The 23,011-nt window shown below is 53.0% G+C and carries 18 protein-coding genes and 1 pseudogene; 2 read left to right on the top strand and 17 right to left on the bottom strand.

Annotation, left to right across the window (positions count from 1 at the left end):
- Positions 1-253: 253 nt before the first annotated feature.
- From RT018_RS04405 to RT018_RS04455, 11 genes are all read right to left on the bottom strand, one after another.
- Entirely contained in the window at positions 254-2,224 is a 1,971-nt protein-coding gene (locus tag RT018_RS04405; RefSeq protein WP_312939644.1) for a sigma 54-interacting transcriptional regulator, read from the bottom strand.
- A 165-nt stretch (positions 2,225-2,389) separates the two neighbouring features.
- The gene (locus RT018_RS04410) at positions 2,390-3,304 is read right to left on the bottom strand and encodes a hydroxymethylglutaryl-CoA lyase (protein ID WP_312939646.1); all 915 of its coding nucleotides are present in this window, start codon (positions 3,302-3,304) and stop codon (positions 2,390-2,392) included.
- A 42-nt stretch (positions 3,305-3,346) separates the two neighbouring features.
- Positions 3,347-4,546: a CoA transferase gene (locus tag RT018_RS04415; protein WP_312939648.1), complete on the bottom strand. Its 1,200-nt coding sequence runs from the start codon at positions 4,544-4,546 to the stop codon at positions 3,347-3,349.
- 227 nt (positions 4,547-4,773) lie between these two features.
- Entirely contained in the window at positions 4,774-5,973 is a 1,200-nt protein-coding gene (megL, locus tag RT018_RS04420) for a methionine gamma-lyase (protein ID WP_312939649.1), read from the bottom strand.
- A 44-nt stretch (positions 5,974-6,017) separates the two neighbouring features.
- On the bottom strand, positions 6,018-7,199 hold the full coding sequence (locus RT018_RS04425; protein ID WP_312939650.1) for an iron-containing alcohol dehydrogenase: 1,182 nt from the start codon (positions 7,197-7,199) through the stop codon (positions 6,018-6,020).
- 12 nt (positions 7,200-7,211) lie between these two features.
- On the bottom strand, positions 7,212-7,877 hold the full coding sequence (locus RT018_RS04430) for an L-fuculose-phosphate aldolase (protein WP_312939651.1): 666 nt from the start codon (positions 7,875-7,877) through the stop codon (positions 7,212-7,214).
- Positions 7,878-7,917: 40 nt separating this feature from the next.
- Positions 7,918-9,351 carry an FGGY family carbohydrate kinase gene (locus RT018_RS04435; RefSeq protein WP_312939652.1) on the bottom strand — a complete coding sequence of 478 codons (1,434 nt, stop codon included), beginning with the start codon at positions 9,349-9,351 and terminating at the stop codon, positions 7,918-7,920.
- Between the two features lie 22 nt (positions 9,352-9,373).
- Positions 9,374-10,363 (bottom strand): 2-hydroxyacid dehydrogenase, encoded by a 990-nt coding sequence (locus tag RT018_RS04440; protein WP_312939654.1) that lies wholly within the window; start codon positions 10,361-10,363, stop codon positions 9,374-9,376.
- A 22-nt stretch (positions 10,364-10,385) separates the two neighbouring features.
- Positions 10,386-11,438 (bottom strand): S-methyl-5-thioribose-1-phosphate isomerase, encoded by a 1,053-nt coding sequence (locus RT018_RS04445; RefSeq protein ID WP_312939655.1) that lies wholly within the window; start codon positions 11,436-11,438, stop codon positions 10,386-10,388.
- A 13-nt stretch (positions 11,439-11,451) separates the two neighbouring features.
- A complete protein-coding gene (gene mtnK, locus RT018_RS04450; protein WP_312939656.1) occupies positions 11,452-12,669 on the bottom strand; it encodes an S-methyl-5-thioribose kinase in 1,218 nt (405 codons plus the stop codon).
- A gap of 143 nt (positions 12,670-12,812) precedes the next feature.
- Positions 12,813-14,141: a Na+/H+ antiporter NhaC family protein gene (locus RT018_RS04455; RefSeq protein ID WP_312939658.1), complete on the bottom strand. Its 1,329-nt coding sequence runs from the start codon at positions 14,139-14,141 to the stop codon at positions 12,813-12,815.
- A 347-nt stretch (positions 14,142-14,488) separates the two neighbouring features.
- Between RT018_RS04455 and RT018_RS04460 the strand changes: the two genes are divergently transcribed.
- The gene (locus RT018_RS04460) at positions 14,489-15,283 is read left to right on the top strand and encodes a DeoR/GlpR family DNA-binding transcription regulator (protein ID WP_312939660.1); all 795 of its coding nucleotides are present in this window, start codon (positions 14,489-14,491) and stop codon (positions 15,281-15,283) included.
- A gap of 219 nt (positions 15,284-15,502) precedes the next feature.
- Here the strand turns inward: RT018_RS04460 and nspC are convergent, their stop codons facing one another.
- The 5 genes from nspC to RT018_RS04485 form a co-directional block, all read right to left on the bottom strand.
- Complete coding sequence (nspC, locus tag RT018_RS04465) at positions 15,503-16,711, bottom strand: carboxynorspermidine decarboxylase (protein WP_312939662.1); 1,209 nt, start codon at positions 16,709-16,711, stop codon at positions 15,503-15,505.
- On the bottom strand, positions 16,711-17,970 hold the full coding sequence (locus RT018_RS04470; RefSeq protein ID WP_312939664.1) for a saccharopine dehydrogenase family protein: 1,260 nt from the start codon (positions 17,968-17,970) through the stop codon (positions 16,711-16,713). The genes nspC and RT018_RS04470 overlap by 1 nt, the downstream gene beginning before the upstream one ends.
- Before the next feature lie 169 nt (positions 17,971-18,139).
- Positions 18,140-18,997, bottom strand: a complete 858-nt coding sequence (gene speB / locus RT018_RS04475; protein ID WP_312939665.1) for an agmatinase — start codon at positions 18,995-18,997, stop codon at positions 18,140-18,142.
- Positions 18,994-19,854, bottom strand: a complete 861-nt coding sequence (gene speE, locus RT018_RS04480) for a polyamine aminopropyltransferase (protein ID WP_312939667.1) — start codon at positions 19,852-19,854, stop codon at positions 18,994-18,996. Before speE ends, speB begins: the two co-directional genes overlap by 4 nt.
- On the bottom strand, positions 19,854-21,320 hold the full coding sequence (locus tag RT018_RS04485) for an aminotransferase class I/II-fold pyridoxal phosphate-dependent enzyme (protein ID WP_312939668.1): 1,467 nt from the start codon (positions 21,318-21,320) through the stop codon (positions 19,854-19,856). Before RT018_RS04485 ends, speE begins: the two co-directional genes overlap by 1 nt.
- A 612-nt stretch (positions 21,321-21,932) precedes the next feature.
- Here RT018_RS04485 and RT018_RS04490 point away from each other — a divergent pair.
- The gene (locus tag RT018_RS04490; RefSeq protein WP_312939670.1) at positions 21,933-22,883 is read left to right on the top strand and encodes a hypothetical protein; all 951 of its coding nucleotides are present in this window, start codon (positions 21,933-21,935) and stop codon (positions 22,881-22,883) included.
- On the opposite strand, the pseudogene RT018_RS04495 reads toward RT018_RS04490, so the two are convergent.
- Positions 22,838-22,948 (bottom strand): annotated as a pseudogene (locus tag RT018_RS04495) (transposase); the annotation flags it as partial. The gene RT018_RS04490 and the pseudogene RT018_RS04495 overlap by 46 nt on opposite strands.
- Positions 22,949-23,011 lie beyond the last annotated feature (63 nt).

The raw sequence follows: 23,011 nt of genomic DNA on the forward strand, positions 1-23,011 counted from the left end.
CAATATAAGAGCAAGCAACATCTATGCCAACTGAGGGAAATATCTGAGATTATTTAGGACCAGTGTTTTTTGCCAAGAATGGGTGCAAAAATTTGCTATGTACTCCAATTTTAATGTTGCTTTTCTCTTCGGAAGGTCAGGCAGAAGACAACAAACCGAAAAAACCGCCGACACATTGTGTCGGCGGCCCGAACGTTGCATCCGTGTTGCATGATGTGCTGTTACGTGCTGGTTGACATGAAACGATGATGAGTTATCGGGAAAGTCCAAACTTTTTCATCTTGCGCCACAGAGTTTGACGACTGCAGCCCAGACTGCGGGCAGCTTCTTCCACGGAGTTGGGATATGCCGCCAAAGCGGCGGCAATGGCCTGACGCTCATGTTCGTCGCTTTTGCCCGGGGATGGCTGGGCGGCGGGCGCCAAACTGCGCCGCCGCATCATTTCCGTCATGACATCAAAGGTTTCCGCCCCATTTTTCAGAAGGATATGAACCCGCTCTGCAAAGTTCTGCAATTCGCGGATATTGCCATACCAGTCGTACTGCCCGACCTGATTCAGGATTTCCAGAAAACGCTTGTGCCGCTCCGATGCTGTGGTGCCGGAAAGTTTTTTAAAAAAATGCAGCCCCAGAATTTCCACATCCCGTCCCCGCTCCCGCAGGGGCGGAATTTCCAAATCCAGCACATTGAGGCGGTAATATAAATCCTCCCGAAAGCGCTTTTTCAAGATTTCCTCGATCAAATCTCGGTTTGTGGCTGTAATGACCCTCACATCCACCGGGATGACTCGTGATCCTCCCACTCGGCGGATTTCCTTTTCCTGAAGGACACGCAGTAAGGCCACCTGTGTCTCCGTGGAGATTTCGCCAATCTCGTCTAAAAAAATGGTGCCGCCGTGGGACAGCTCAAACAGGCCTTCCCGCCCGCCCCGGGAAGCGCCGGTAAAGGCGCCCTCCTCATAGCCAAACAGCTCGCTCTCCAGCAGGTTGTTTGCCACCGCCGCGCAGTTCAAAGCCACGAAAGGGCCGTTACGCCGGGAACTGCGGTTGTGGATGCTTTGGGCAAACAGCTCTTTGCCCACGCCGGTTTCCCCGTGAATTAGCACGGCGGCTGAAGACGTGGCATAGCTTTTGGCGATTTGAATGGTGCTGAGAATGGCTGGGGAAGCTCCCAGAATGTCGGCGAACGTATACTTTGCCACCAGCCCCTTTTCGTGCAGCTTCAGGCGGATTTTCTGCTCTGTGGTCTGAAGCTGGCGAATGTCCTGAAACGTGGCCACAACACCCCGCACGTCGTTGTCTACCAAAATCGGCAAACGGTTGGTATTGGTCAGAGTTTTGCCGAACTGCATAATCTGGTTGGTCTGGGGGCGGCCGGTGCGCAGCACCTCTGGCAGCTTGGTGTTGGGCAGCACCTCTTCAATGGGATGGCCCAGCAAATCGCAAGCGCTTTTGCCGATGATCCTCTCTGCCACAGGGTTGACCACTTGAACCGTCCCCTGTTCATTTACGGAGATGATGGCGTCGTGCGTGGCATTCAGCACGGCCTGATACATTTCCATCCGGGTTTTAAATTGGCGCTGCTTCACCGCTTCTTCTCTTTGAATGGCGCGAATTTGCAGGGCAACATCTAAGGCGTTGACAATGGATTCGCTGGAGTTTTCCAAAATAGCATGAGGTAAACCGCCCGCTGCCGCGGGAACTGAGGTCCATGCACCGCCGATTCCGTAGGTGGCTCCGTCGGCCACGGCGGCAGCCACAGCATCATAGCTGTCCTCTGGGCTGGAAAAGATATAATTTTTTGCGCGGATGCGTAGCATTTCACACATGAGCATTACCTCGTCGCTCAGTGCTCCATAGGAAAAAAAGGCGATCAAACCGCCCCCCACTTGATTATCCAAAATCATTTTCATATAGTCCGTGAGGGTGTTGTTCAGCCCTACCACCTGAATCCCCAAGGCGCGCTCCACAATCTGTTGCGTCCCCTTTCGAGAGAGAAACAGCTTGGCGCCCCGTTGCTGCAAGGAGGAGGCCAGATTCACAATATCTTCCGGAGAGGTTACGCTCCCCGGTCCGTCGCCCTTTCGGTTGCAGACAAATACGTCTATGGGATTTCCTCTTTTTTCAATGATACCACGGGCTTTTCGGGCCAATTGCTCCGTAGGTGCAATCATGCAAATCTCCTGAACCGTTTCGTCGTCGGGAGAATCAAAAAATGGTTGCATTGTTTCGCCTCCGCGTTTCATAATTGAAACCACTATAACACAGCTTGCGAGTCCTGTCGATTTCTTCTCTTGCAATTTCAGCAGGACGGGCGAAGCCCTGCGGCTCCGCCCGTCTTGCATGAGGGAGGGGGTAATAAGAGAGAGGAAAGCTTTAGAAGTCTTTGTTTAAACGCAGGGCGACTTCTTATACAAACCGGCCATATGACTGACAATGGGGGCGTGGACACCCTCTCGAATTAAAATGACGGCTTCGTTCAAGGCGACGGCGTTTACGCCGGTTTCCACGCCCATCTCCGTGAGCATGTTCAGCACGTCTTCGGAGGCCACATTTCCCGCCGCGCCGGGGGCAAAAGGACAGCCGCCCAAGCCGCCGGCTGCGGATTCAAACTTGTGCAAGCCCAACTGCATGGCGGCCAGCGTGTTGGCAAGCGCCAGTCCCCGGGTATCGTGCAGGTGCATAATAAATTTGTCAGGGCCGTAGATATGCACTAGAGTGGTCATCAGGTCGGAAACTCGGACGGGGTTGGCCATGCCCACGGTGTCCGCAATCATTACTTCTTCGCACCCCAGCTCAAACCCGAATTTAGCCATTTCCAGCACCCGTTCAGTGCGAATTTCTTCACCGAAGGGGCAGCCAAGCGCAGTGGCAAGAGACAGCCGGAACCGGACTCTGTCACCATATCGGCTGATCAGCGCCTTGAACTCTTCCATAGACTCGGCAGGCGTGCGTTTCACATTGGCCACATTGTGCTTCTCACTGACGCTGATGACATAGGTCAGCTCGTCAATCCCGCAGGCAACCGCCGCTTCCACGCCCCTGGCGTTGGGCACCAACGCGGCGGTTTTCACGCCGTTGGACTTCAGCACATCCCGTGTGGACGCCACAACGTCCACCGCGTCGGCCATCTGAGGAATGGCCTTAGGGCTGACGAAGGAACAAATCTCAATCCGCTGATACCCGGCGGTGGCCAGCTGCTGAATGACCGCGACCTTGGTGTCAAAGGGAATTAAATCGTGGATATTCTGAAAACCGTCCCGCGGGCAGACTTCAATCATTTCTACAAATTTAGGAAGGTTCATTGGAGAGCTCCTTTCATTACAAGCAGTCTTTTTAAAAGTCCGTTAAATAACGCCCTTTTCCTTCAACCCCCGCAGACGGTCTGCGCTGATACCGAATACACTTTCGTAAACGGATTCATTGTCCTGCCCCAGTGTGGGGGCGGGGGTGCGCAGCTTGGGCATGCTGTCCATCAGCTTCACCGGATTTCCGTTAATACGAAGGTGCCCGGCCACGGGGTGCTCACAGTTGATAAACATTTCACGGACATTGGCAATGTGGTCGTTTTCCATCACGGCTTTAATGTCGTAAATGGGAGCAGCGGGAACGCCGGCGGATAAAATTTGGTTAACCGCCTCCTCAATGGTGTAGTTCACGGACCACTCCTCGATTACGCTTTTCAGCTCCGCCTCCCGTTCCAGGCGTTTGGCCGGTTCGTTATAGCGTTCGTCATCTACCAGCTCGGGATGTCCGATTACCTTGGTGCACAGCAAAGCAAACAGCTTGTCGTTGCCGCAGCCGATGACGAACTCGCCATCCTTGGCTTTAAACGAGTCGTAGGGCGCGGCGGAAGGATACCGGTTGCCCATGCGGGGCGGCTGCATACCGTTTGCCTGATAGCGTTGGGTGTTTGTCTCCAAGAAGGAAACCAACCCGTCCACCAAAGACACGTCCACCCGCTGGCCTTTACCTGTCAGCTGACGGGCATTCAATGCCGCCAGAATGCCGATACAGGTGTTCAGGCCGCCGACCAGATCGCCAATGGCGCTGCCGGTGCGGATAGGGCCTCCGCCGGATTCACCGGTAAGACTCATAATGCCGCTCATCGCCTGCGCAATGATGTCGTAGCCGGGACGGTCGTGCAGCGGCCCATAAAAACCAAAGCCGGACACGGCGGCATATACGATCCGGGGATTGACTTCTTTCAAAACGTCATACCCCAGTTCCAGTTTCTCCATAACGCCCGGGCGGTAGTTTTCCACAACCACGTCGGCGTTTTTAACCATTTCCTTGAAAAGCTCTTTGCCTTCTTGGTCTTTCAGGTTAAGTGTAACGCCTTTTTTGTTACGGTTAACGTTACAATAGTACAGGCTTTCCCCGTTTTTAAAAGGCGGAAACTTGCGGGTATCGTCGCCCGAACCCGGGATCTCGATCTTAATGACCTCCGCGCCCAGATCCGCCAGATACATTGTGCAGTAAGGGCCCGCCAGAACGCGGGTCAGGTCAAGCACCCGGATATTGCGCAGTGCCAAATTGTTTTCCATAGTTGGATTTCCTCCTGTTTGATAATTGCCACAAGAAAGATTGATGAAGCCTTCCTCACTCTTTCTCTAGCAATTCCCGTGCCGTTTTCCCGGATGGAATTGAAAATCCAGAAAAATGAAATCGTTTTCAACAAGCTGAGGGGCAGGATTTAATCCTGCCCCTCAGCTTGTTAAAACTTTTGTATAATTGTGTAGCCGTAAATCAGGTTGTGCAGTCTCCCTGTAATTTAAGAAACGAGGGAATCAAGAACGCTCTTGAGATCGGCAATAATATCTTCAGGGTCTTCCAATCCCACGGAGATGCGGACCAAACCCTCCGAGATCCCCGCGACCGCCAGTTCCTCCGACGTATATGTTGAGTGGGTCATGGTTGCCGCGTGTTCCACCAGCGTCTCGGCGTCGCCCAGAGACACCGCAATGCTGCACAGCCGCAGATTGTTGAGGGCATTGGCAACTTCCTCACGGCCGGCCTTGAGTTCAATGGACAGCATGCCGCCAAAGTCCTTCATCTGCTTTCGGGCGACCTCGTAGCCTTTGAAATCGGGAAGCCCGGGATAGTAGACCTTGTCCACTGCGGGGTGAGTCTGCAAAAACGCCGCCACCTTACGGGCGTTGGAGCAATGCCGCTCCATTCGGATATCCAGCGTCTTGAGGCCGCGGGCAATCAAAAACGCGTCAAAAGGACTCATTACCGCGCCGGTCATGTCCTTCAGGCCAAAGGTCCGACACTGGCCGATGAACTCCGCCGAACCGACAATGAAACCCGCGATTACGTCCCCGTGGCCGTTGATATACTTGGTGGCGCTGTGGACCACCACATCTGCACCAAGCTCCAGCGGCCGCTGCAAATAGGGGGAGCAAAAGGTATTGTCCACCATGACACAGATAGCGGGGTTGTACTTATGGGCAGCTTCGGCAATGGCCTGAATGTCCAAAATCTTCAGTGTGGGGTTGCAGGGCGTCTCAAAATAGATGACCTTGGTCTTGGGCGTGAGATGCTCCTGAAAGTTCTCGAGATTTACCATATCAATGAACTTCGTATCCACGCCGAATCTGGTCAATCCGTGGCAGAGCAGAGAAAATGTGCAGCCGTACAGAGTGTCGCTGGCCAGAATTTCGTCGCCTGCGACCACGCTCGTCCACAATGCCGCGGAGATCGCGCCCATGCCGGAGGCAGTGGCCAGCGCGGCCTCGCCGTTTTCCAAGGAGGCCAGCTTCTCCTCCACCTGTGTCAAAGAGGGATTGGAAAGGCGGGAATAGATGTAGCCCGGCTCTTCGCCGGCAAAGCGGGCGCCGCCCTGCTGAACGGTCTCAAATTCAAACGTGGCCGTCTGATAAATCGGTGTGCACAGTGCGCCAGATGTGTCTTTGAGTTTCCCAACATGAATCTGGCGGGTTGCAAACCCCATCTGTTGATCCTTTTCCATCATGCGCTTCCTTTCTCATATCCGCCGCTGCGGGATGCTGTTGTTTATTCCTCCCGACCTACCGCCAGCTCGTAAATATCGTAATGCGCCTGCTTATCCAACGCCACAAAGCCGCCGGTTTTTCCGTCGCCGATGTGATTCATTTCAACCAGTTCCGGAATGCACTTGGGGTCTGCGCCAATCTGGGCAAAGGAAAGCGGCATCCCGATGGATTTGAGAAAGGTTTTAAATGCCTCAATGCCCTCCAGCGCAGTATTTAACGGATTTTCATAATCCATCTGGCAGCCGAAGATGCGGGTTGCCATCTGCGCAAGGCGGGCTGGATCATGATGATGAGCGCAGTAAGTCATCCAGGCAGGCATGACGACCGCAAGGCCCGCACCGTGCGCGCAGTCGTACTTGGCAGAGAGTACGTGCTCCAGATGGTGGCTGTTCCAGTCCTGCTGGCGGCCAACACCCATTACGTCATTGTGGCAGACCATGCCGGCCCACATGATGTTGGCCCGGGCCTCATAGTTGCTTGGGTCGGTCATTACGCGTCTGCCTTCATGAAGCATGGTCAACACCACACCCTCCAGAAGTCGGTCAGTGATTTCCACATCTTTTGTATTTGTAAAATACCGTTCAAAGGCGTGGGCGATGATGTCTGTCACGCCGCAGGCTGTCTGATAGGGTGGCAGACTCTCTGTCAGGGCGGGATTCAACACGGAGAACTTAGGACGCAGGCAGTTTGACTCCGCCGCGTTTTTCTCCAGCGTCTTTTCATTGGTGATCACAGAATCGGGAGAACCCTCGGAGCCGGAGGCCGCAATCGTCAGCACGGTGCCCACAGGCAAGGCGTTTTCGGGGGTCTTTCCGGTGAAGAAATCCCAAAAATCACCGTCGTAGACGGCGCCCATGGCAATGGCTTTAGCGGTATCAATGACGCTGCCGCCGCCAATCGCCAACAGAAAATCAATGTTCTTCTTTCGGCACAGCTCAATTCCCTCATAGACAAGGCTGCTGCGGGGATTGGGACGTACTCCGCCCAGTTCCTCCACGTGCACACCTGCCTCTTCCAGTGATTCCTTCACACGATCCAGAAGACCCGACTGCTTTGCGGACTGCCCGCCGTAAACCACCAGACAGCGGCTGCCGCCGAACTTTTTCACGTAGAGGCCTGTTTCCCGCTCCCGTTCTTTTCCGAAGATAAAGTAGGTGGGGCTGTAAAAATCAAATGAATTCATACAGAACGCTCCTTAATAACCGGTTTTCTTTCCCGGTGTCTGGCCGTAGGTCTTGAATTTTTCCAACACCTTGTCCATCGTGTCCTTGCTGAGGACATTCGGAGTGCCGATGCACATGGCGCGATACTGCAACTCGGCGATGTATTCCATGTTGCAGGCGAGAGAATAGGCGCTTTGGATATTGCCGCCACAAACCACCAGACCGTGGTTGGCCAGCAAAACGGCGTTGCTGTCTCCGCAGACCTCAATAGCCGTCTCCGCCAGTTCCACAGTACCGAACGTCTGATATGGTGCGCAGGGCACGGTGTCCGTATTCGCGTCACCAATTACATAGTGCACGGCGCGCACAGGCTGCCCCAAAACGGCAAAAGTCGTGCAGTACATTGAATGAGTGTGGACCACGGAGCGTGCCTCCGGCTTGTTCTTGTAAAAAACAGTGTGCAGCGCCCATTCGCTGGAGGGCTTGCGCACGCCATCCACCACATGTGCGTCCAAATCCGTGATGACAATATCCTCGGGCTGCGTAGAAAAATAATCCATACCCGACGGACTAATGGCCATGAGCCCTTTCTCGGCGTTATAAATACTGATATTTCCACTGGTGCCGGTACTCAGGCGCGCTGCGCTCATCTTTTTTCCGTACTCGACGACCAGTTCTCTTTCTTCCTGCATTAACATGGGTGGTCCTCCTGATTTCTGTAAATATTACGTATGATGATTAGTTTGCCCTGTTTCGATTTTCAAACCACTCTGGGTAATACCGATGGATCAGCTGCCCTTCACGGGGGTGATAGACGATTTTCCGCTGCTGTGTCAAAATATTCGCTTCTCCCAAACATTCGTTGCAGACCTGCGTCAAGCCCTGAATAGTTGCCTGATCGAAGCCGTCGCGAAGATGCAGCTTGCTGCCGGTCAAATCACTGAGCATTTGGCACAGCGTTTGGGACTGAAAGCCACCACCGCAGCCCAATACGCAATCGGAGTGATTGCCAGTCAGCGCACGGAGATTGGTATACTGCTCATAGATGGAGCAGGCGATGTCGCCCAGCACCGACCAGAGAAAATCGGTCCGATCCACCGCGGCGTCCAACGGGGAACGCATAAAAAACCCGCCGCGTCGCAAACCTCTGCGCTCATAGAACAGCAACGAAGAGAAAGAAGCCGTGCACCGGAAGGTTGTCTTCTTGGAATAAGCCTCCTCCAGTGCGTCATAATCCAGGTTTTCCGCCAGCATGGCGCGGATACGCTGATAATTCAGCCCCGTAACGCCGGGGTTCATCTCGATCTGATAGGTCTGCCCGCCCAAATTGGCATCCGTCCAGACACGCTGACCGGGGTCATAGAATTTATCCTTCATCAGCGTGACCACCGGTGAGGTGGTGCCGGAGACAATGGCAATGTCGCCCACGCCGATGCCTGTCTGTCGAAGCGCGATTTGCGTGTCGGCGCCGCCAATCACAAAAACAGCGTCCTCGGTCATGCCCAGCAGTCTGCGGTATTCCGGCAGCACCGGGCCTGCCGTCGTCCCGGCAGGGCACAGCTCCGGCAAAATTGCCATGTCGAAACCGTAGTAGCCACAAACCTTTTCCGACCACTCGCGTGCTTCAAGGTCATAGAGCTGCGTTTCACAGGCCTGCGATGGTTCAATCACGATGCGGCCTGTAAATATCTGCGCAATCCACTCGCTAAGGCTGGTGATTTTATCAATCTTGCCGTACTGCTCCGGATAGAGTTTTCGAAAGCCCAGCAGCTTTGCAGCGGCAAAGTCTTCGGTCACCCATTTGCCGGAAATGCGGTAAATTTCCTCCTGATCGGGAATCTCGCCTATATAAGCCCTACCCCGGTTGTCAATGTTGGGCAGCCCATAAAACGCCTTGCCAGACCGATCTAGCAGAACGATGCTCTGTCTTGCCCCGGCTGCGGAAACTGCGCTGACATGAATTTCAGGGTGCGCGACGCACAGCTCCCGGCATCCGCGAAGAATGGCTTCCTCCCATTCTCCGGGCAGAAAATACTGCGCGTCCTCATATCGCTCGTCGCGATAGTAGGTATTGGCGAAAGAACGCATATCCATGATGGTTCCATCTGAGGAGACAAGCGCCACACGGGAATTTCCTGTTCCTAGATCCACCGTCAGGTAATATCTGCTCATGATTTTCCTCCGTATTCGGGGGTCACTGTTTCAGCACTTCCCGGTTATAAACGACCGTCTCCAACTGCTCTCCGGTCATCCACTTGCGGATGCCGTCCACCAGAATATCGGACTGATGATCCGTCACCTCGTAGGTAGCTCCGCAGGTGTGCGGCGTGAGCAGCACATTGGGCAGCTTTCCAATGGACGCATCCTCCGGTGTGGGCGGTTCGCTGTCCAGAACATCTAAAATCGCGCCGCCGATTTTTTCTTCTTCCAAAACGCTGCGCAGCGCCTTGTAATCCACCAACGAGGAGCGAGCCGCGTTGACGAATAGTGCGTTCTTTTTCATAGACCGCAGCAGCGGTTCGGTGATCATGCCGCGGGTGGTGTCCAGCACCGGCAGATGCAGCGACACAATGTCGCTCTCGGAGAAAATCTCCTCCAGTGTGCACTTGTGGTAATGTCCCTGATCGCCAGAGATAAACGGATCATAAAAGGAAATGTCGCACTCAAAGCCGTCGAGAATTTTGGCAACCACCCGGCTGATTCGGCCAAAGCCCACAAGTCCCACTTTTTTTCCCTGCAACTCATTGCCCATCCAGAGATAATAGGGCGTTGTACCCTCGACCCACTTGCCATCTCTCACCCATTGAACGGAGGGGAGGAGTTTACGGTAAAACGCCAGGATCAATCCCACCACCATTTCGGCAACCGCCTGCGTGTTGCGGCCCGGTGTGCAAAGGATTGGGACACCCGCAGCAGTGCAGGCGTCCACTTGGATGTTAGCGGGCGTTCCACGGCAGTCCCCGATAAACTGCAGCCGGTCATAGTCCTTGAGGACCTTCTCTGTCACGCGGTCCAGTTCCGTAATCAGCGCATCGGGCTGTTCTTTTCGAAGATGCTCCAGCATTTCGTCCTCATAATAGCGTTCGCCGGTGGCAGTCCACGGTTCATAGATCACCGTGTCAAACATTCTGCGCAGCTCTTCCAGACCTTTGTCGGAAAACGGTGCTCTTACATACAACTTCATTTTTCAGACTTCCTTTGCCAGATTAATAAAACGCCTTGACCTGCTGGTCAAAGTAGTGGTTGAGCACATAGGGTGCGTAGACACCCTGATCGGTGACAACACCGGAAATGAGATGGGGCGGAACCACGTCGAAGGACGGATAGATGGCCTTAACCTCCGGTACGGTATTGGAAACCCCGCGATAGCTTAAAACCTGAGAAGGATCCCGCATCTCGATCACGATGTCCTGCTTGCTCGTCTTGTCCTGATCGGGAATGCCTGTCACAAAGTAAGGAATCCCAAAATGCTTGGCCAGAATGGCAATCTGAAACGTGCCGATCTTGTTGGCGATATGACCATCTCGGGCAATGGTGTCTGCCGCAGAGGTGAAGAGGTCGATGCCCTCATGCTGCATGGCAAAGGCCACCATATTATCAGTGATGACAGTGGTGTCAAATCCCATCTGGGCAAAGCAGCTGGAAGTCAGCCGCGCACCCTGCAAATAGGGCCGGGTTTCCGCGCAGAAGGCGCGGAAGGTTTTGTTTTGCTTTCTGGCGGCTCGTATTACCGTGCCGATGATGGTTTCGCCGAAGCACTGGGTTAGAATGGTTCCGCCGGATGGTATTAAATCCGCCAGATGGTCGCCTACAATCTGCATAGTGGTGTAGCGTCGGTTCAGGGATTCCACCGTGGCTTCCACGATTTTTTCAATGGGATCTTCTCCATTTTCCAGCGCTTGGGAGGCAACGTCCTGACAGTTGCGGGTAATAATGCCATAGCGGTTGGCGGTTGTGGGCCGTGCGTGGGCCAGATCATAGGCCGCTTGCTTCAAAAAGGCTGTCTGCTCCGCTTTGCCCTTGTCCCGACACTCATAGGCGGCCAGGGCCATGCCCATGCCCACCGCAGTATAAGGGCCGGCGCTTTGCGTTACCATGTCCGCAATGGCCTGTACGACCTCGTGGTAGGTGGTGCACTCCACAAAGCGGACGTTGGTGGGATAAATGCGCCGATCTAAAATTCTCACCCTGCCGTTTTCATACCATGCCACATGTTCGTATTGCAGCAAAAACGGCATGTTGTCATCACAGCGATGCATGATAAGCGCCTCCTTATGCCAAAATTAGGCGGAACTGCTCAGTCAGCTCTGCGCCAGTGTGGAAAATCGCCCGATTTTTAATCAGGGCCACGCCCTGCTTGATGAGAGCCCGTTCCATGGGAATCCGAACAGCCGGATCGGTGACGCTTGTTACCTCCATCACCTTGGAATCCCCCACAACCCGGCGGACGATCTCCGTTCCGGCATAGCCGACGGCATCCGCCATGACACCGTCTAAATACTGCTTTTTAAAACCCGCGATGCGGTAAAACGGGAAGCTGACCAGCTCGTCGTACTTATTCTCCAGCTTTTCGCGGGTCTTGTCATACAGCTCGGCAATGGTGGTTTCCAGCGCTGCCAGTGCCTCCGTTTCCTCAGGCATGGTAAACGCCTTATTCGCCCACGAGAAAAAGAGATTTCCAATAATGTTCCCAATGTCATAGCCCATCGGGCCGTAAAATGCAAACTCGGGATCAATGACTTTCACGCCCTGCGCGTTTGCAAAAATGGATCCGGTGTGCAGATCGCCGTGGATCAAAGCTTGCGCATTGTTCATAAAATTGTTGCGGAGTAGGGCAACCTCGGTTTTCAAGACCTCATCCTCTGCGAGAAACTCATGGACAAACGCCTCGTTGCCGGGCGTGATGATGTTTTTGTTGCGGGGATTGTAATAAGGCTCGTAGTAGGGTTCCGTCAAAACCAAATCCTCAGTGATATCGCACAGTTCCGGATTGATAAAGAACTTGACCTGCTTTTTTTTCTCTTGCCGGTCCATAACAAGGTCCGTGGTGGGCAGCAGCACATTGGCTAAAAAAGTGGAGAGATTTTCGCTCAGATGCGGATAGACGTGATTTGCCATCAGCTCTTTGCGGAGGTTTCCGTAGGCGGAGATATCCTCCATAGACAGTGCAGCCATGGTTTCGTCATAGTAAAGGACCTTTGGAATGTAGTCGGGCGCCAGCTTGCCCTCCAGCATCAAAATCTGAGCCTCAATCTTGTTGCGGTAGATGTCCAGCGGGCGCCCCGAAGATCGAAGCAACTTGTCTGCCTGTTTGACGATGACGGATCTCCCGTCCTTTTCCGTCCAGACCCGAAACACATAGTTGATATTTCCATCGCCGATTTCAACGCACTGGATGTCGTCGCCCGGCTGAAAGTAATGCAGGACGTCAACGGCATAGCGCTTGACATCATTCACCTTCATTAAGAAAAACTGACCAAACTCAGACATTGGATACATCCTTCCTCTTCGATACGGCGGAAAGGATAGGGGGTCTATTCGATCCAAACTCCCACTATCCTCTCCGCGCCGGATCAGAAATTATGATCTGCTCTTAGAGCGCTTTCTTTATGTTATATCACTTTGCGGTTTTTTTACATCTTTTTTTCGCTGATGGAAGAAAGCCCCTTCGGCCAGCCGATCAAAATAAAGAAAATACCAAAGACAAACATCAAAATGCTGTACCAGCAAAACGGCACGATGGACAGCGTGGAAACCCCGGCCAGACCTGCGGCAGCCAAAATCTGTCCTGCCCAAGGGCACACACCGTTTCCAGCTGAGGAGAACAAGTCGAGAATGCTGGCGGTACGTACGCGGGAAATGCCGAACTCATCGGAGATATCCTTGGCAATGGGGCCGGCGGTGATGATGGAGATGGTGTTGTTGGTCGTCGCCAAATCCAGCAATGTGACCAGCGCCGCAATGGATAGCTCTGCTCCGCGGCTGCTCTTAACCCGCTTGGTCAGTTTGTTCAAAAGCCAGTCGATACCACCCAGATAGCTCATCAGTGCCACCAGGCCGCCAACCATAACCGCAATTGTAGCGGTGTCTTCCATGCATTTGATTCCATCGCCGACGGTAGAGAGCGCTGTGATCAGTGTGAAACTGCCCTGCGCAACTCCGATTACAAGACCCGCCAAAATAGCGGCGCCCATGGCCAAAATGACATGCACGCCCATGAGCGACAGCACGATGACCAACACGTAGGGAAGCAATTGCACTAGATTCCAGGATAGGGTGCTTTTATCCAGAGACGTGGTGCTGGATTGGAAGATACAAAGGATAAAGGTAATAATCACGGCGGGCAAGACCATCAGGAAGTTGGCCTTAAACTTATCCTTCATCTTCACCTCCTGCGTCCGTGTGGCGGCAATCGTCGTGTCGGAGATGAAAGAAAGGTTGTCGCCGAACATGGCCCCGGAAACTACAATTCCGCAAATCAGCGGAAGACTCATACCAGTCTTGGAGGCGATGTCGATGCCAATGGGCATCAGGGCCGTGACTGTGCCCATGGAGGTTCCCATGGAAAAACTCAATGCACAGCCAATCAGGAACAGGCCGGGAAGAAGCATGTTTGCCGGCAGCAGCTTCAATCCTAGATTGGAAACGGAGTCAACCGCGCCCATGCCGCCAGCTACGGTGTAAAAAATACCAGCCTCTAAAAAAATGAAAAACATCAAGATCAGCGTGTCGTCCCCGCCGCCTTTGCAGAAGCTTGTAACGATGTCATCGAATTTCAGGCCGTCAGCCTTGCGCTTTTTGTTGCTGAGAATAAATGCAAAAATAATAGCAATGAGAATACCAACGTTCAGAGGCATTGTTCCGGCGTCGCCGGTAATCGCGGTGGTAAAGATGTACAGCGCCACAAAAATGATCAGAGGCAAAAGACCGATAAAGTTTCCCTTCTTATTTCCATTGTCCATGATTTTCCCCTTTCGTTTTGCATTTTCAATAATCCAATGTCTGTAAGGTGGGCCAATTGGATAAGTGCAGTGGTGCTTCTCCTTTGCTGCGATTTTTTGTCAGCCGAAGCGAGTGGCCCTCCTCTCCCCTTCGCTTCAGTCTTCCACATCAAAATAATAAAACAAAAACAAACATAAATCAACACATGATTTTGCAATCTTCACATTTTGTTTCAATATGCATGAATGATTATAGGGCAAATTTTGCAATTTAAACATATTGATGTTTGCTTTTGTTGATAAAAGGCACGATCATCTTGAAATTTTCAAAAATATCTACTATACTTGTGAGAACTGGGGGAATGTCTGTGCTGAAAATTGATCGTCAGACCGCCATTGAGCGGGAACTGACAAAAAACGGGAGCGTGTTGATCCCAAATTTAAGTAAGCAGCTGCAATGCAGCGAAGAGACCATCCGTCGCGATTTAAAAGAACTGGAATCCATCGGCAAGCTGACCAGGACACACGGTGGCGCCTATCTGATGGATAAATACGACAAGAGCTATCCGACCAAACTTCGCAAGGTGTATTACCCGGAATTAAAATCCCGACTGGCCCGTCAGGCGTTGCGCTATGTGCGTGAAAACGACGTTATTATGCTCGATTCCAGCACGACCTGCCTTGCGCTGGCGGAGTTGCTGCTGAGCAAAAAGCTCAACATTACGATTATTACAAACTCTCTTTTGGTCTGCGACCTATGCAACGATCAGGTTTCCAACATCAATTTGATCTGTCTGGGAGGCTCTTTCCGCAGCAGAACTTCTTCCTTTGTTGGGTATCATACCACTGACACGCTCTCCGGCTACTTTGCAGATCGCTCCTTTATCAGCTGCCCGAAGGTCACCCTGGAGCAGGGCATGTCGGACAATCACTTCGATGAATCAAGGGTCCGGGAAAACATGTTGCTCCATTCGCAGAAAGAAATTCTTCTGCTGGACCACACCAAGTTTGACGCAAGCGCCAACCTTCTATTTGGCAACCTGAAATCCATTGACGTTATCATCACGGATGAGTATCTGCCAAACCAGTGGACAGAGTTTTGCCGGGAAAATCAAATTTATCTTGATTATGCGCTCGATACCGGCGGTGAGATACCTACTTGACGCAGAGGTCCGCTTAGAATTTGCCATTAAATAAAGAAATGCTCCCACGGGTAACGCAGAGATGCGTTCCCCGTGGGAGCTATTTTTGGGTCTGTGCAGCGTTAAAGATTTTTAAACTCCGCATGGACTTGCAATATTAAGCCAATGGCGTTGTCGGTCTGCGCCGCTTTTTCCGCCCGCGGACAAGATATCGGAACTCGTCCTAAGCGGCCTTGCCGCTTATATATCTTTTCCCAAGCGCCGCTTGAAATCCTCATAACCAAAATCGGTCAGCCGGGTAAGCTGTTGTTCCTTGTCCAGTTTCCAAATATCCGGTAGAGGCATTCCGTTGAATGTGTTATTTTTGCATGTTGTATAAATGGCCATATCGCCAAATAACACCATGTCCCCCTCTTTAAGACGCTGTGGAAAGTGATACTCTCCGATCACATCCCCCGCAAGGCAGGTAGGTCCGGCCAAGCGGTATGGATACCCTTGGCAGGGATCGGTGCTCGCGCAATAAACCGGCGGCTGATAGGGCATTTCCAGCACATCCGGCATATGGCACGCGGCGCTGGCATCCAGAACTGCGATTTGAACGGCTCCGTTTTCGATCACGTCCAGCACACGGCTGACCAAATAACCCGCGTTTAAGGCAACGGCTTCTCCCGGCTCCAGATAGACCTCAACGCCCCAAGCGCTTTGCGCGTAGGCAATGGTTTTTTCCAGACACTCCAAATCATATCCTGCTTTGGTGATATGATGTCCTCCCCCCATATTCAACCACTTCATGCGGGATAGAAATTCTCCGAAACGCTCCTCCACGCATTGCAGCGTGCGTGCAAGAGCGTCCGCGTTTTGTTCGCAAAGCGTGTGAAAATGAAGTCCATCCAAAAGGCAGATCAGTTCTTCGGTCATCTCTCTGTCCCAGAGTCCACGCGTTGTCCCCAACCGGCTTCCCGGCCCGCAGGGATCGTAAATTCCGTGACCTTCCTGCGTGGAGTACTCCGGATTAAGCCGCAGGCCAACGCTCTTCCCCCTCTGCTTTGCCTTTCCCCCAAACCGCCTCAGCTGACTGGGAGAATTGAATACAATGTGGTCGGCATAGTCCAGCAACTCCTCAAAGCTGTCCTCCTGATAGGCAGCGCAAAACACATGAACCTCCCGGTTGCCCATCTCTTCCTTGCCAAGCTTCGCTTCGTACAGCCCGCTGGCCTCGGTCCCCGCAAGGTAGCCCTCCAGAAGCGGGTAAAAATCGAAGTTAGAAAAGGCCTTTTGTGCCAGAAGTACCTTGCAGCCGGTGCGTTTTGCCAGAGCCGCAAGTAAGGCGCCGTTGCACTCCAGTTGCGCTTCGTCAATGACATAACAGGGCGTTGGCAAGGCGGAGAACAAAACGCCTGGATCCTGCCCCCCCAGCCCTGAAAAGACCTGCGTCGTCGTTACTCCCATTAATTCACCAACGCGGGGCTGTAGCTTTCACTGCGGGGCAGTCCGTATTGATCCAATGCGGCGAGGAAGGGGTCCGGATCGAACTCTTCCACCGTATGCACACCCGACAAATTCCACTTTCCGCTCAGCAGCATCAATGCCCCGCACATGGCGGGCACTCCGGTCGTGTAGCTGATTGCCTGACTGCCCACCTCTTTGTAGCAGGCCTGATGATCGCAGACATTGTAGATATAATAGGACTTTTCCTTGCCGTCCTTTTTCCCTGTAAAAATACAGCCGATATTGGTTTTTCCGTGGGTGCGAGGGCCCAGACTGGCGGGGTCCGGCAGAAGCGCTTTAAGAAACTTGATCGGCACAATTTGCTGTCCGTTAAATTCGATGGGCGTGGTGGAGAGCATCCCCACATTCTCCAGACATTTCATATGAGTCAGATAGCTCTGACCAAAGGTCATGAAAAAGCGGATGCGTTTAACCTCTGGAATACTGTTGGCCAGAGACTCAATCTCTTCGTGATGCAGCAAATATATATCCTTTTGACCAACCGCGTCAAACTCGTACGCCTGCTTGATGCTCATTGCCGGAATCTCCACCCAATGCCCGTCTTCCCAGTAGCTTCCGGGCGCGGAAACCTCCCGCAGATTAACCTCGGGATTGAAATTGGTGGCAAATGCATAGCCGTGATCGCCACCATTGCAGTCGAGAATGTCAATCGTGTCGATGGTGTCAAACTCGTGCTTTTTGGCGTGGGCACAATACGCCTGCGTGACACCGGGGTCAAATCCACAGCCGAGGAGCGCCACCAATCCGGCCTTTTCAAATTTTTCGCGGTACGCCCACTGCCAGCTGTAATCAAAATAAGCGGAAAAACCCTTTTCCTTGCAGCGCTTTTCATAAACATCCCGCCACAGCGGATCGTCCGTGTCCTCTGGCTCATAGTTGGCCGTATCCATATAGTTGACGCCGCAGGCAAGGCATGCGTCCATGATGGTAAGATCTTGATATGGAAGAGCAATGTTCATCACCAGATTGGGCTTATAGCGATTGATTAGGTCGATCACCTGCTGCACATCGTCCGCATCCACCTGCGCCGTCGTAATCCGGGTGGCGGTCTTTCCTTTCAATTCAGCTGCCAGCCGGTCGCAGTTCGCTTTGGTTCTGCTGGCAATGCAAAGGTCCGTGAAGACCTCTCTGACCTGACAGCACTTTTTAATTGCCACGGACGCAACGCCGCCGCATCCGATTACCAATACCTTGTTCATTTGTTTTCTCCTTTCAAAAATAGGCGGAGAGACTTCCGCGTGTTCCTTTTGGGTAATTCGGCCGCCGCCGGGAAGGTTCATGGTAGCTGGTTTTCATCTGTTAGGCGTCAGTGACCAAGCCACCATCAAATTTCTGTACAATCAGTGCCATTGATCGGACTGCTTATCCTTAGGCCTCCGAGAGGCAGAGCAACAGCTCCCGCAGTACCTTACAGGCTGTCGCAGTGGAGGCTCCGCTTGGGTCCAGCATTGGGGCGAGCTCATTTAGATCTGCCCCGACGATGTTTGTCTTCCCTGCCAAACGAATCGCGTTCAGCAACTCCATAAAGGTTACCCCTCCGGCCTCCGGCGTCCCCGTGCCGGGGAACACCGACGGGTCAAGGCAGTCCAAATCAATGGTCAAATAAACCGGAATATCCGAGGCGCGTAATTGCTCGACCAATTCCTCCAGACCGCCGAAGCAGAAGGGATGCAAATCCGTGTGCTCCCTTGCAAACTGGAATTCCGTCCGCTCGCCGCTCCGAATGCAGAATTGGTGGATTCGTCCATCCCCCAAAAGATCGTGGCAGCGTCGGATTACGCAGGCATGGCTCAGCTTGGCACCCAGATAGTCTCCCCGCAAGTCCGCGTGGGCGTCAAAGTGGATAAGGTGGAGCTTTGGATATTTTCGGCTTACGGCGCGAACAGCCCCCAGTGTCACCAGATGCTCTCCTCCCAAAAGCAGAGGGCGCTTCCCGTCGCGCAAAACTTCAGCCGTCCGCTTTTCAATGTCGCTGAGCGCAGACTCTGCGCTTCCAAAGCAAAGCTCTAAATCTCCGCTGTCAAAAATACGGCAGTCGGACAAGTCTCGGTCCTGATACGGGCTGTATGTCTCAAGACCATAGCTCTCGTGTCTCATAGCGGAAGATCCGAATCTGGCCCCCGGCCGGAAGCTGGTGGTGGAATCAAAGGGTGCTCCGAACAAAACGATCTTGGCGTCTTCATAGGCGCAGTCGCAGCCGATAAACGTTTCAACATTGGGTCTCATGATTTCTCCTCCACCTCTAAAAGCAGTTTTTCTAAAAATGCGGGCAGGCAGAAAGCCCCGGTGTGAAGGCGGGCCGTGTAATACTGCGTGTCCAGATTTAATGCGCGCCACTTTTCAGCATTGAGATCATCCACGGGGTGGTATTTTTTGCTGGCGAAGCCAAAGAGCCAATAGCCGGCGGCATAGGTCGGAATATGCGCCTGATAGACCCGGCTGATGGGAAATGTGCTGACGATCCGCTTATGGCTGCGCTGCATGGCCTCTGAGTCATGGCGATAAAAGGGGCTGCCCTGCTGGTTGACCATAATCCCGTCTTCGCGCAGCGCATTACAGCAGCTCCCGTAAAACTCTCTTGTGAAATAGGGTTCTGATGGCCCGAACGGATCAATGGAGTCCACGATGATCAGATCGTACTGCGCTGTGCGGCGGCGGATGAAGCGCAGGGCGTTGTCAAAATAGATATGCACCCGCTCATCGTCCAGCCGGCAGGCGTTCTCCGGAAGATAGAGCCGGCATGCCTCCACCACTTGATTGTCCATTTCCACCAGATCAATGGAGCGAATCGTGTCGTAGCGGGCCAGCTCCCGAACTACGCCGCCGTCTCCTGCGCCAATGACCAGCACATCCTGAATGTTGGGGTGGACCGCCATCGGAACATGGGTGACCATCTCATCATAGATAAACTCGTCCCGTTCCGTCAGCAGCACGTTCCCGTCAAGCGCCAAAACCTTTCCGAACTCAGGCGTATCATAAATATCAATCTGCTGATACTCACTTTTGTGGGAATACAGGTGCCGATTAACCCGAATGCTGTGCTTGACATCCGGCGTGTGAAATTCACTAAACCAGAGTTCCATCAATCTTCCTCCTGTAAGATATTGATTTTCTCAATATTTGGGTCTTCGGGTCCGGTCATGGAGCACCCTTTTGCTTTTGCGTATTGGATATATTGGAGCACCTCAGACGTGATGCGCTCGCCAGGTGCGACAACGGGAATTCCTGGTGGATAGCACATGACAAACTCGCTGCAGATGCATCCGGTGCTCTCCATCAGCGGAACACTTTTTTTGGAAGCGTAAAACGCATCCTGTGGGCTCATGACAACTTCGGGCGCAATGTATTCCTGATTCATCAGTCCGCTGCCGTCCGTCTGATAAAGTCTGCGAATCTCCGCCAGCGCACTGACCAGCCGCTCGATCTCCTGCGGACGGTCTCCCATGGAGAGGTAGGCAAGGATATTGCCGATATCCCCAAATTCAATTTGAATATCATACTCGTCGCGCAGAAGGTCGTACACCTCAATCCCGGCCAGTCCGATATCACGGGTGTGGACGCTGAGCTTGGTGGGGTCAAAGTCGAACACAGAGTCCCCGTTCACACACTCTCTTCCAAACGCATAGTATCCCCCAATGGCATTGATCTCTTCTCTGGCATATTCCGCCATCGCCGTCACCTGCTGAAACGCGGTCCTGCCGCGCAGGGCCAGATTGCGTCGGCTGATATCAAGACTGGACATCAGCAGATAACTTCCGGAGGTGGTCTGCGTCAGATTGATGATCTTACGGACATATCCTTCCTGAATCCCTGGTCCGATTAGAAGCAGGCTTGACTGCGTCAGACTGCCGCCGCTTTTGTGCATGGAAACAGACGCCATATCCGCTCCGGCAGCCATAGCGGAAACGGGCATATCCGCTCCGAAGTAAAAATGTGTGCCGTGCGCTTCGTCTGCCAAACAGTACATACCCGCCTCATGTGCCATTTTCACAATTTCCCGGAGGTTGCTGCAAATTCCATAGTAGGTTGGGTTATTCACCAAAACCGCAACTGCGTCCGGGTTTTCTTGAATTGCCTTGGCGACCTGTTCCCGTTTCATCCCCAACGAGATTCCCAAACGCTGATCCACCTCTGGGTTTACATAGACCGGAATCGCGCCGCACAGGATCAGCGCGTTGATGACGCTTCGATGCACATTTCGCGGCAGGATAATCTTATCGCCGCGCTTGCAGGTGGACAGCACCATGCTCTGCACCGAGCTTGTGGTGCCTCCCACCATCAAAAAAGCGTGGGAGGCGCCAAATGCCTCCGCCGCCAGCTCTTCCGCTTCCCGGATCACAGAAACCGGGTGGCAGAGGTTATCCAGCGGTTTCATGCTGTTGACGTCAACGCTGATGCATCGCTCTCCCAGAAATTCCGTCAGCTCCGGGTTGCCTCTGCCCCGCTTGTGTCCCGGAACGTCGAACGGCATCACCCGCATCTGGCGAAATTTCTGCAACGCCTCGTAAATAGGCGAACGACCTTGATTTAGTATTGTCTCTTTCTTCATATCACACCTCGTAAAAACAAAAAACCACAAGCTGTTATTACACAGCTTGTGGTTGAAACCTGTTCTCGCAACTCCATCGTATTTTTCGAAAAAATCCCGCGGCATCTCAGGGACAATCTCCCGCAAGGCCATAAAATCAAGATCCGAAAAAACAGAGCGGATATTCAGAGGGTACTTTAGAGTCTATATAGCAATTATACTTTTACTACTCTTTATTGACCGTTTCACAAGTCTGCGCAATCACGCATTTTGGTTATGAAGTAACCAACTTATAAAATTTGAGATTTTAACTCAATCAATAAGAGGCGGAAAACCACCAATCGGCAGTGGACCCGGCTGTCCGTATGGCCTCAACTCCCGAGGGAGTGGTCCTAGTATTCGCTAAATGAACTCTTTACTCCTCATTTTTATAAGATGGGCATAAATATGACATGTTTTCGGCAATTTGTCAATAGATTTGAGAATGAAATTTTTTCTCTCAGTTTTATGAGTGGCGCAAGGCCCGTCATTCACGACCGCTGCCGGGTGGATTATGCCGGCAACGGCAGATAGGAGCGCATTGTCCACAAGTTTCAAAACCTGGTCCAATCCAGAGGAAACAAAAACTACTTTATGCGTGGCACCTTCACCCACGCAAAATCGTCTGGTTCCGGCCGGAGGAGCCTTCTTTCTCTCCGTGCCGATGCAGTGTATCCACCCAGCAACTGGAGGGGGGTGCTCAAGCGTCTGTCTCGTCCTCACGCCGCAGTCTATCTCACCGCGCCGGACTATTTGGGCAGCACGCCGAACATTGCGGTACTGGCAATAACCGCCCACCGGTTCCGCGTCCCTCTTTTGGTAGACGGCGCGCACGGCGCTTACCTCAAATTTCTACCACGCAGCGCCCATCTCATTGATCTGGGCGCCGATCTGTGCTGCGACTCCGCCCATAAAACTTTACCGGTGTTGACCGGCGGAGCGTATCTTCATGTGAGCCGGCAGGCTCCGGCAGATTTTATGGAAAACGGAAGGCGCGCCTTGGCGCTGTTCGATTCGACCAGCCCTTCTTACCTCATTCTGCAATCGCTGGATCTTGCAAACCGTCATCTGGCGGAAGACTACTCCAACCGGCTGACCACCTGTGCGGCACGGCTGGAGGACCTTCGAGCCTCTTTTCGGGACAACGGCCGGATTTTTACCAAAAGTCACCCTATAAAGCTCACGCTCTCCGCCGCAGAAGGTGCTTGGAACAGGAAAGAGGCGGCAGCATTGCTGCGGCAGGGCAAGGTGGAATGTGAGTACGCCGACCCGGATTTTACCGTTCTGATGGCCACGCCGGAAAACACTGAGCAGGGTTTCGCGCGAGTTTCATCCGCTCTCGGGAGCAACCTTTGTCAAGCGCCGCTTCTGTGCCGTTGTGTCTGGCCCTTCTTCCCCCGGAATCGGTCTGCTCACGCCGAAAAGCGGCCTTTGTCCCCAGCGAATCCGTTTCCGCTTCACTGGCGGCAGGACGCGGATTGCCTTGAGCCTCTTAGTCGCAGCTTGACTTTGGATCTGGGAACAACTAAAAAAATATTGCGGTAAAAGTGGGCCACGCAGCGCTGGTACTTCGCCTTTGGGAACACTTCTCCCACGACTTCCAGCAGGCCGTAAAGCGTTTCCTCCACGCTGCCTCGGACGATGGAGTACAATAGAGTTCGCAATTTGAAGAA

The sequence above is a fragment of the Oscillibacter sp. genome, from assembly GCF_032060045.1.
Lineage (GTDB): Bacteria > Bacillota > Clostridia > Oscillospirales > Oscillospiraceae > Oscillibacter.